At 43.6% G+C, this 8,202-nt stretch carries 11 protein-coding genes and 1 pseudogene; 11 read left to right on the top strand and 1 reads right to left on the bottom strand.

Annotation, left to right across the window (positions count from 1 at the left end; translation table 11 throughout):
• Positions 1–189: 189 nt before the first annotated feature.
• The 9 genes and pseudogenes from AACW75_RS21525 to AACW75_RS21565 all read left to right on the top strand — a co-directional run bounded on the left by AACW75_RS21525 (position 190) and on the right by AACW75_RS21565 (position 5,493).
• Positions 190–447 (top strand): type II toxin-antitoxin system Phd/YefM family antitoxin, encoded by a 258-nt coding sequence (locus AACW75_RS21525; protein ID WP_016799979.1) that lies wholly within the window; start codon positions 190–192, stop codon positions 445–447.
• Positions 435–667 (top strand): annotated as a pseudogene (locus AACW75_RS21530) (type II toxin-antitoxin system RelE/ParE family toxin). Before AACW75_RS21525 ends, AACW75_RS21530 begins: the two are co-directional and overlap by 13 nt.
• 196 nt (positions 668–863) lie before the next feature.
• On the top strand, positions 864–1,001 hold the full coding sequence (locus AACW75_RS21535; RefSeq protein WP_237297947.1) for a hypothetical protein: 138 nt from the start codon (positions 864–866) through the stop codon (positions 999–1,001).
• A 234-nt stretch (positions 1,002–1,235) separates the two neighbouring features.
• Positions 1,236–2,219 (top strand): DUF1566 domain-containing protein, encoded by a 984-nt coding sequence (locus tag AACW75_RS21540; protein ID WP_237297948.1) that lies wholly within the window; start codon positions 1,236–1,238, stop codon positions 2,217–2,219.
• Between the two features lie 841 nt (positions 2,220–3,060).
• On the top strand, positions 3,061–3,834 hold the full coding sequence (locus AACW75_RS21545; protein ID WP_016799981.1) for a ParA family protein: 774 nt from the start codon (positions 3,061–3,063) through the stop codon (positions 3,832–3,834).
• A 16-nt stretch (positions 3,835–3,850) separates the two neighbouring features.
• A complete protein-coding gene (locus AACW75_RS21550) occupies positions 3,851–4,150 on the top strand; it encodes a hypothetical protein (RefSeq protein ID WP_016799982.1) in 300 nt (99 codons plus the stop codon).
• A 507-nt stretch (positions 4,151–4,657) separates the two neighbouring features.
• The gene (locus AACW75_RS21555) at positions 4,658–5,167 is read left to right on the top strand and encodes a hypothetical protein (RefSeq protein ID WP_237297949.1); all 510 of its coding nucleotides are present in this window, start codon (positions 4,658–4,660) and stop codon (positions 5,165–5,167) included.
• A gap of 8 nt (positions 5,168–5,175) precedes the next feature.
• Complete coding sequence (locus tag AACW75_RS21560) at positions 5,176–5,325, top strand: hypothetical protein (protein ID WP_237297950.1); 150 nt, start codon at positions 5,176–5,178, stop codon at positions 5,323–5,325.
• Between the two features lie 18 nt (positions 5,326–5,343).
• A complete protein-coding gene (locus AACW75_RS21565) occupies positions 5,344–5,493 on the top strand; it encodes a hypothetical protein (protein ID WP_237297951.1) in 150 nt (49 codons plus the stop codon).
• Positions 5,494–5,514: 21 nt separating this feature from the next.
• Here the strand turns inward: AACW75_RS21565 and AACW75_RS21570 are convergent, their stop codons facing one another.
• Positions 5,515–5,700, bottom strand: coding sequence for a hypothetical protein (locus AACW75_RS21570; protein WP_157937826.1), 186 nt, complete (start codon positions 5,698–5,700; stop codon positions 5,515–5,517).
• Positions 5,701–5,896: 196 nt separating this feature from the next.
• On the opposite strand from AACW75_RS21570, the gene radC reads away from it, so the two are divergent.
• Together radC and AACW75_RS21580 are read left to right on the top strand one after the other, a co-directional pair.
• On the top strand, positions 5,897–6,382 hold the full coding sequence (gene radC, locus AACW75_RS21575; protein WP_102538508.1) for a RadC family protein: 486 nt from the start codon (positions 5,897–5,899) through the stop codon (positions 6,380–6,382).
• 256 nt (positions 6,383–6,638) lie between these two features.
• Complete coding sequence (locus AACW75_RS21580) at positions 6,639–7,622, top strand: hypothetical protein (RefSeq protein WP_237297952.1); 984 nt, start codon at positions 6,639–6,641, stop codon at positions 7,620–7,622.
• Positions 7,623–8,202 lie beyond the last annotated feature (580 nt).

Genomic DNA, 8,202 nt, shown 5'->3' on the forward strand with positions numbered 1-8,202 from the left:
AAGACATCAGCCATTACCTGATGAGTTACTATAATCGGCAACGGCCTCATCAAGCAAATGATGGGCTGTCGCCAGTAAATGCCGAAAATCGGCTTAAGTCAGTGTCCGGTATTTGTTGACCACTACACCTGGCACCTTGAAAGTGATACGACAGTATCACTTTATTACTCTTATTTTGGAGTTACTCTTATGAAAGTCGAGATCGTTACTTCCCTCAAGCGTCAAGCGTCCCAAATCCTAGCGGACTTACACGACACCAAAGAACCTGTGCTAATCACCGAACACGGTAAACCTTCTGCGTATTTGGTTGATGTGGACGACTATCATTTTATGCAAAACCGTTTGGTTATCTTTGAAGGGATCGCATGTGGTGAGCGCGCCATTTCACAAGGCAAGTCCTTGAGTCAGGATGAAGCTAAGGACAAGATGTCAAAATGGCTGAAGTGATTTGGAGTGAGCCGCGTGATCGGACCTCAAGGATATCGCGAAATACATTGCCCTTGAATATCTGGTTGCGGCCAAGCAGATGATTCAAAATATTTTCGACAAAGTTGAACACCTCAATTACCGCGAAGTTGTGGTCAACCCTTGTCGTGTTTTTTGCAAGCAAGACGGGGACAAGGTGTACATCTTGTTTGTGATGCGCGCGGAGCAAGGTTTATGTTGATTTTTGTATGAGCAAACAGTCAAGCGTCTGTGCCACCTCTGATAAGCTGATGGTCTACATCCGTTAAGACTCGAGTATGGCGAAAAAGAAAAAGGAACTCCAATCTAGGCGCCTCGCCAAACCAGTACTTTCATGGACGGAGGTTAAACTGATCACCAGCCGACGACATCGTATCGAGGGCGTATTAAGCTTCGGGGTGTCGACCATCTCTAGACAACAAGTCTTATCCGAATACGAGCGTATTTGGGAACAAACCATCGTCGAAGAAGCTTACCAACAAGCGATTGGCGAGTTATTAGAGCAGGGCGATGTCGTGTTAAGAGTAGAAGACTAAATGGGCTTCTCATTCATTAGGGTATTTTCTTTTGGGAACACCTTTCTAATATCTAACTTATCGAATATTAGTGTTAAATTTTTAAGGTTACTTCAAATTAAGCCCCTCTGAGTGTTTACTCAATTCTAATTTAAGCTTAATTAATTTCAAAAAAGAGGGTAGAGCAAAAACGCGCAGCGATCATAAGATATATATTCCTCGTCACTAATTAAAAATGTCATGAGGAAATTAAGGATGACCCCCCCCCCCAGTTCTATTAAAATATTGAAAAGCACCTTGCTGCTCGTCGGGATGTTCTTGGCTGGTTGTAACGAAGGTGCCCTGGTTGAAGAGAGCGAAGTCAAAACACGGCCACTTCAGGTCAGTGGAGTACTCATTACGCCGGACACTGAAACCTTACCCGTAAACAGCACGCTCACGTTCGATGTCGTCGCAGAAACGGAAGCCTTGTTTGATATCGCCGCGCCTAATAACAAGTCGCGAGTGAATATCTCAGCACTGTCTGAGCTTACGTTGGAATCCAGTGATCCCGAGATCTTATACATTCCCAAGACTGAGCTGACAGGATTGGCTCGAAAGAAAGGCACGGTGACTGTTTACGCCCATTTTAGAGGCGTACAGAGTGAGCCGCTGACGATTGAGGTCTTACCGGAATTAACCTCGTGCGGTGAGGTTAATAGTACCGACAAAAACACCCCAGGAGGGGCATGTTTAAAAGTTATTAAAGGAACCCTGGGAGAGGCCGAGAATAAGTATTTTACGGCCACACCATCCATCCGTTTTTTAAATGCACTGAATTACTCCCAAGAAAATAATAGTGTCTCTACTGGGAAGGCGTTCTCAACCCGTTTTTTAGGGCGCGGGAAGTATGCAACAAGACATGAACACTTTGTCAATTTTCGTCAAGATGGTCGTTATTCGCTGCCAGACGGATCCGGTGGGCAATATGATCGGTATTGCAAAAATCTAGCACAACTCAACTTTTTGGGAAAAAACGATTGGCGTCGAGCAACAGAAAAGGAATTGTCGGCCCTTGGTGAGCAGGGGGATTTGTTTGCACAATTTGGCTTTGTAAACAACATCGTTTATTGGACCTCCACACGATCCTTGGCAGAGCCGTCTAAATTTTATCGAGTGGGATTGGTTAATGGACGATCGGGATTAGTTCATAAAAGTGGGGTGTCGCTTGGGGCCAGTTGCGTGTCGAGCAAGCCATAACACGCTAGGAAGTCTCAGGATCCAGTCGAAGACACTCGAAGCTGAGCTCTCTGTTCGGCCTTGAGTGTCTTTCAAAAAATGTTTTCTGCAACTTGTCTAGACTTATACGTAGACGATCTCAGCACCAGAGACGGGTGTGGGTTGTCCAAACGTTCAATGCGTTTCTTTACCATCTCCCTCCCATTTTCCTATTCTTTGCAATTCCGTCGTCTTAATAACCGAGATGATAAATCGATGGCGCTTAATGGCTCAGCCAGCCATTCCCGAGTTCGGTCGTTAAATCTATAGTGTAGGAGGCTTATTCCTTTTTCTTGGCAATCTGCAACAGCCGCAATGAACAGTGGGATTTCACTTTCATGACTCTGCCCAATGGGTGACTCAATCTTGTCGTGGCGTTCAACCAGTTGGCGCTGCTCATCACGCCAGTAGGCAAAACTTAGCCATTCTTTGGGTTTAAATTCGCGTCTTTCTGGTGTGAGTCAGATCGCTCCAAATATCGATGGCGCGTCGGGACTTGATGAATCCGATTCATGCTTAAACAGTGTCCCCCGTTGTAGTCACAATATTTTCAATTTCAGAACTGACTTTGATTCTAGTGTTGGGATTAACTTAACCAAGAAGTTTTGGGTGGTGAGGAGCCTAATAACTTGATTCCTACGGATGGTGATCTCGCGGCTGGTGTCACTTTCTTTGGGATTTTTAGTGTCTTGACATCATCGACTGGTAACGGGGGAATAACTTTAAGTGTTGATAGAAAAAGTGTATTACATATGTAATACATTGACAGTGTGCTTTTTGTTTTTTATTGTGTATTACACATGTAATACATGAGGTGTTTATTATGAAAACTAAGATCATCAGCGCGGCGAACCAAAAAGGTGGCGTTGGAAAAACCACGACTCTTGTCAATTTAGGGGCTGAGCTTGCACGAAAACGAAAAGTGTTAGTTATTGACCTCGATCCTCAAGGGAACTGCTCTAAAACGTTAACCGGACAACGTGATTTTAAGTTTGAAGAGACGGTGGCTGCTTTGTTTGACAAGCCTAAAGTTGTGTCCATTGTCGATTTAATTCAACCTGCACAGATTAATGGGAACTCTATTGAAAACCTCTATGTCGTTCCCGCTGATGTTCAGTTGTCACGTGTCATCGAAACATCACTGACAAAGATTAATCGTGAACGAATTTTAGAAAAGCAATTAGCGAAGTTAGGTGATACCTATGATTTCATTCTTCTTGATACTCCACCAAACTTATCCCTAACGACTCTTAACGCAATCCAGGCTTCGGACCTTATCTTGATCCCTGTAGATTCAGGTGCATTTTCATTAGACGGCATTAGCTCTTTACTCGAAGCTGTCTATGAAATTAAGGAGGATGAAGGCAATTATCTGATCCTGAGGAACGAGGTCGACTCAAGAAACACTATTATTAATGAGTTCATTGATGAGGAATTGGAGGTGGTACAAGATAAATTGCTACCAGTATCTGTCCGTCGTTCTGAGCATGTCGGACAAGCTAATGCCGTTTCCTCTCCTGTGCGCTTTTATAAATCGGGCTCTCTTGTTAATAACGATTACCGAAAACTGGCTGCGTTTCTTTTGAATTTGATGTAATACATAGGTAATACATATGAGCAAGTTGAAAAAACGAGGAGCTATAACAGCTATCTCTACTGACAAGAACGAAGGTTCAAGTAAGTCGACTGGAATTACGACTGTCAAAAAGAAAGTGACGACATCTTATATGGTGCCTCCTCTGACTCTTAGAATGTCACTTACTGATAAAGAACGGATAACCGATTGGGTAGCAAATCTGCAAGAGCAGACAGAGAGAAATGTGTCTGCAGCGAAACTGTACCGAGCTTTGGCTTTATATCGAGACAAGATAGATGATGAAGAGCTCGTTGAGTTGATTAATAAAATGAATTGAATATGTATTACCTATGTAATACATATTTGTTTTTCAGGCTCTGTATCTATTTTAAGACATTTCATAGAGCCTTAGTTTGGACTTAACTTCTAGCACGAATGAACATCACACTTGAAGCGTCTTATTACCTGTTCTGGGCCTTCTCTCCTTGTAAAGACTAACACTGTAAACGTGTCTTTAATCATGACTCTATCGTTGCCTTGGTTCCACTGCGGCTAGGCTTTGTTTGAACCCCGTTATTGTCCCAAGAGTCATAGCGCCTTGTCGTTCCCTCCTCGTTGTTCTCTCTGTCTTTGAATAAGTTCGTGTAAGGGCTTGTTTTCTTATGCGCCGATTTTCTTTCACTCGCATCATTTTCGGGCATGCAGGCTGTTAACCGTTTCTCCCCACAACCTGCTTTACAAGGGAGGCTTCGCCGCTGCGCGCCCTTGCAAAGCAGAACGATGTTGAGAGAGCGGACAGCCAAGCGGCTCCGAAAAGTGATACTCAAACAGAAAGGAAACTCTCATGGCGCAACAAAACTCAACCCCAACTCTCTCTAATTCAAATTCATCGACCAGCGTTTCGCCGCTGGGGCACGAAAGCTCACCAAAAAATGATGTCTCTAGTCCTTTGGTGGTATTGAAGTTGCGCTCTCAAGTCAAAAATTGTCGTGATGAGACGAAAAGAAAATCTGATTTTGTTTCCAAAATCCAGCGTTTGAAAATGTTCAGTCGCCGTCAGTCGCCAGAGCAACAGGCTGATATCGCAGCGTTAAAAGACCAAGGGTTCGTTGAAGCTATTAAGCAGCAGTTTCCGCAATTGGTGTCGCGTCGTTTTGCTTTCCATGAAATCCGTGAATTTTTCATCGAATTAAATGGTGCTGGCTTTGGTGAATGGTTTCTTCACGAGCGAGTGGATCACATCATTCTTTACACCACTTACGGTTCTGTGTTTCCCGCGTTGCGATTTGTGACAACGGGAGAGGGGACGTTTAAGTGCTCAGGGTTTTGTTTTGATGTGCGTTTTGGCGCTTAGGGGGTCACATGAAAGTGCGTTCTACAGTATCCGCTGACATATCCATGCACGTGATTTGGGTGAATTCGACCGACTTTGATTCCACCGTAAAGGCCGTCAAGGTTCATGAAATTTTGGTGAATGAGTTTGGGTATACCGACGCCTTAATACTAGAGTAAGGCAACCGAGGCAAGGGGGTGAGTATCAGTGTGTGTGACCTGACTACCACCATTAAACAGATGCGAGAAGACTACGGCTACGCAAAGAAAGCAGAAAGGACGATAGGAACAACCTCTGAGCATCGCACGTCGGCTAAGGCTTTACTCTCTTGTCTGTATGACGACTAAAGTCGGCAGATGCGTGACGGCTCAAATACTCATCAGATCATCAATCTGTCTGAATTTTGTTTCGATATTCCAACTGTTTGCGGTATTCAAGCGGTTTGTGTTTTTAGACGAGCAACGCCCTGTTCGGTCTTGTCCTAAGTAGCCAAGGTTATCGAGTGGCGCAAGTCGAGTAACCAGCAGGGCGCTCTCTTGGTGGGGAAGGGACATTTCTACCTGGGCGACGTACTTTGGGTTGAGATATTGGCTTAGGCTGTCCTTTTGGCTTGTTGTCGCGACTTCCTTTAAACCGTCCCATTTGAGAACCCTCACGCAAGGGAGGCTTCGCCGCTGCGCGCCCTTGCGCTGCAGAACCTGCAACTGGGTACGGACAGTCAGACGCTCACCAAGACCGAAAGGAAATACCATGTCAGCACATGTTCAATACTCAAATGTTTCGTTATTCACATCAGAAGAAAAGGGCATCCTTGACCAGGCCGCAAGCATTCTCAAATCCAAACTGTTTATCTCAGAACAAACGCCATTAACCTCGCCTGAATTGGTGAAATCGTTCTGTCAAACGTCCTTGGCCGCTTGTGAGTCTGAAGTGTTTGGGATTATCTTCCTCGATAATCAACATCGAGTGTTGCGCACCAAAGAGATGTTCTACGGTACCGTTAATGCCGCTTCGGTCTATCCGCGTGAAGTCGTGAAAGCGTCGCTGGCCGCGAACGCGAGTGCGGTTATTCTCTATCATAACCACCCAAGTGGCGACGCCACCCCAAGTCAAGCTGACCGACGCATTACCCGTCAACTGACGGATGCGTTGGCATTGGTTGATATCCGAGTACTGGACCACTTTGTGGTTTCATTTGAGTGTGTGGTGTCTTTTTCTGAGCGAGGCTGGATTTAAAAAAGCGGCTTATGGCCGCTGATTGAAACAGGGTAGGAGACTACCCTTTAACACATTTTTGGACATTTCTAAGTTACGAAGTGCTATCTGTGAAAGAACGGAGTAGAAGTCCATTTACTTAAAATCACACATCGTTTACGTTCATTTACAGTACATAGCCTAATATATGTCCCAACTATTTAAGTAGCTCAACATATTGATTTGTTGAGGCTAAAAACTACACTTAAACTTCATACTTACTACTGGATTTTTATTGATGGTTACTACAAATAATCAAGTATTCGCTCTTTCGTCTATTGCCTTACTGTTGGCTGGCTGCTCTCCATCCTCCGACCTAACAGTAAGCGGAACCACTAGTGACTACAAAGGTTCAGCTAGCATTACCCAAGGTCTTGCAAAAACAGTAGAAGCGAATCTTTTTGAGTGTGCGAATGGTCGAAGTCGTGTTGCAGGCATCGGTGAAATTGCTGACGCTGATGGAAAAGTGTGGACAGTCCCTGCTCAAAACCATTTCACAACTGCGCCAAAAGCGGTCGATCTTTATGAAGAGTGCTCTAACATCGCACCCGAAAGCATAGCCGATGTGGATGAAGACTCTGTCCCTGTGGCTATTATTGATTCAGATGGTAAAGAGATCACTGGTTACATCTTTGCTGACAACTATTTTGAGTTATATATTAATGGTCAGCTCGTTGCAGTAGATACAGTACCTTTTACACCGTTTAACTCTAGTATCGTAAAGTTTAAGGTAAATAAGCCATACACTATTGCCGTAAAAGTAATCGATTGGGAAGAAAACTTAGGTTTAGGTACAGAAGATAACCGAGGCAAGGCATACCACCCAGGTGATGGTGGCTTTATCGCAAGCTTTAGTGACGGTACTGTGACGGGTTCCGACTGGCAAGCACAGACATTTTATACTGCACCAATCTATGATTTAAGTTGCCTGAGTGAAGTTGATGGTAAGCGATTATCGGAGAACTGTACAACACAAGGTACAGATAATGGTGAAAATGCTTATGCTGCTCACTGGGAGACTCCAAGTAACTGGATGGCAGAAGATTTTGACGCAATTTCATGGCCACAAGCGACTGAATACTCAGAAGATGAAATTGGTGTGAATAATAAGAAATCTTACATGAATTTTATTGAAAAATTCAGCGGTGCTGGAGCAAGCTTCATTTGGTCAACAAATGTTGTATTAGATAATGAAGTTCTACTTAGGTACGAAGTGAAATAGCGTTACCCTCTCACCCTCAAAAAGCAGTTATGTCTAAACTGAACAGATATAGCTGCTTATCTTTCTTTGTTACATCTACAACCTACTTCCCTAACGAGCTTTGGGGCATTTTCGAGCTAGAAAATGCCACGGGTAAAAATTCAATCTGAGAAGTTTTTGGACACAAACGTTCTAGCTGTCATGTTAGCGTTGATTCTATTGGCATTATCTAGACAGCTTAACAGCGATTTTCTTACAGTTCAGTTTTGATTGTGTAAGTTGTTTTGGAGATTCACCTGTTTCTTATATCAAACCAGTGACATAGTTAACAGATTGATATTGATTAATATACCTACTAAAAACGCGGAGTTATCATTCACCGATTACTTTACGTATTTCACTAGGACATTTTCATGAAGTTAATGGCTTTTAAGAAAAACAAGGTAACGTTAAGCAAATACTCGCAATCGATGCCCATCAAGGTCTAACGCAACAAAATTGATACCATATACAGACTCTTCGCGCTCTTGAGCAAAATTCACTCCTTGCTCTTTCCACTTTTCAAATAAGCTATCTAACTCGGTGCTGTTAATTGCAGGGA

This window comes from Vibrio sp. L3-7 (assembly GCF_963898195.1).
In the GTDB taxonomy this organism is placed as follows: domain Bacteria; phylum Pseudomonadota; class Gammaproteobacteria; order Enterobacterales; family Vibrionaceae; genus Vibrio; species Vibrio echinoideorum.

Excerpts from the sequence above, each read along its gene's own strand:
- AACW75_RS21525 (WP_016799979.1), top strand. The coding sequence starts at position 190 with ATGAAAGTCGAGATCGTTACTTCCCTCAAGCGTCAAGCGTCCCAAATC.
- AACW75_RS21540 (WP_237297948.1), top strand. The coding sequence starts at position 1,236 with ATGACCCCCCCCCCCAGTTCTATTAAAATATTGAAAAGCACCTTGCTG.
- AACW75_RS21545 (WP_016799981.1), top strand. The coding sequence starts at position 3,061 with ATGAAAACTAAGATCATCAGCGCGGCGAACCAAAAAGGTGGCGTTGGA.
- AACW75_RS21550 (WP_016799982.1), top strand. The coding sequence starts at position 3,851 with ATGAGCAAGTTGAAAAAACGAGGAGCTATAACAGCTATCTCTACTGAC.
- AACW75_RS21555 (WP_237297949.1), top strand. The coding sequence starts at position 4,658 with ATGGCGCAACAAAACTCAACCCCAACTCTCTCTAATTCAAATTCATCG.
- AACW75_RS21560 (WP_237297950.1), top strand. The coding sequence starts at position 5,176 with ATGAAAGTGCGTTCTACAGTATCCGCTGACATATCCATGCACGTGATT.
- AACW75_RS21570 (WP_157937826.1), bottom strand. The coding sequence starts at position 5,700 with ATGTCCCTTCCCCACCAAGAGAGCGCCCTGCTGGTTACTCGACTTGCG.
- radC (WP_102538508.1), top strand. The coding sequence starts at position 5,897 with ATGTCAGCACATGTTCAATACTCAAATGTTTCGTTATTCACATCAGAA.
- AACW75_RS21580 (WP_237297952.1), top strand. The coding sequence starts at position 6,639 with ATGGTTACTACAAATAATCAAGTATTCGCTCTTTCGTCTATTGCCTTA.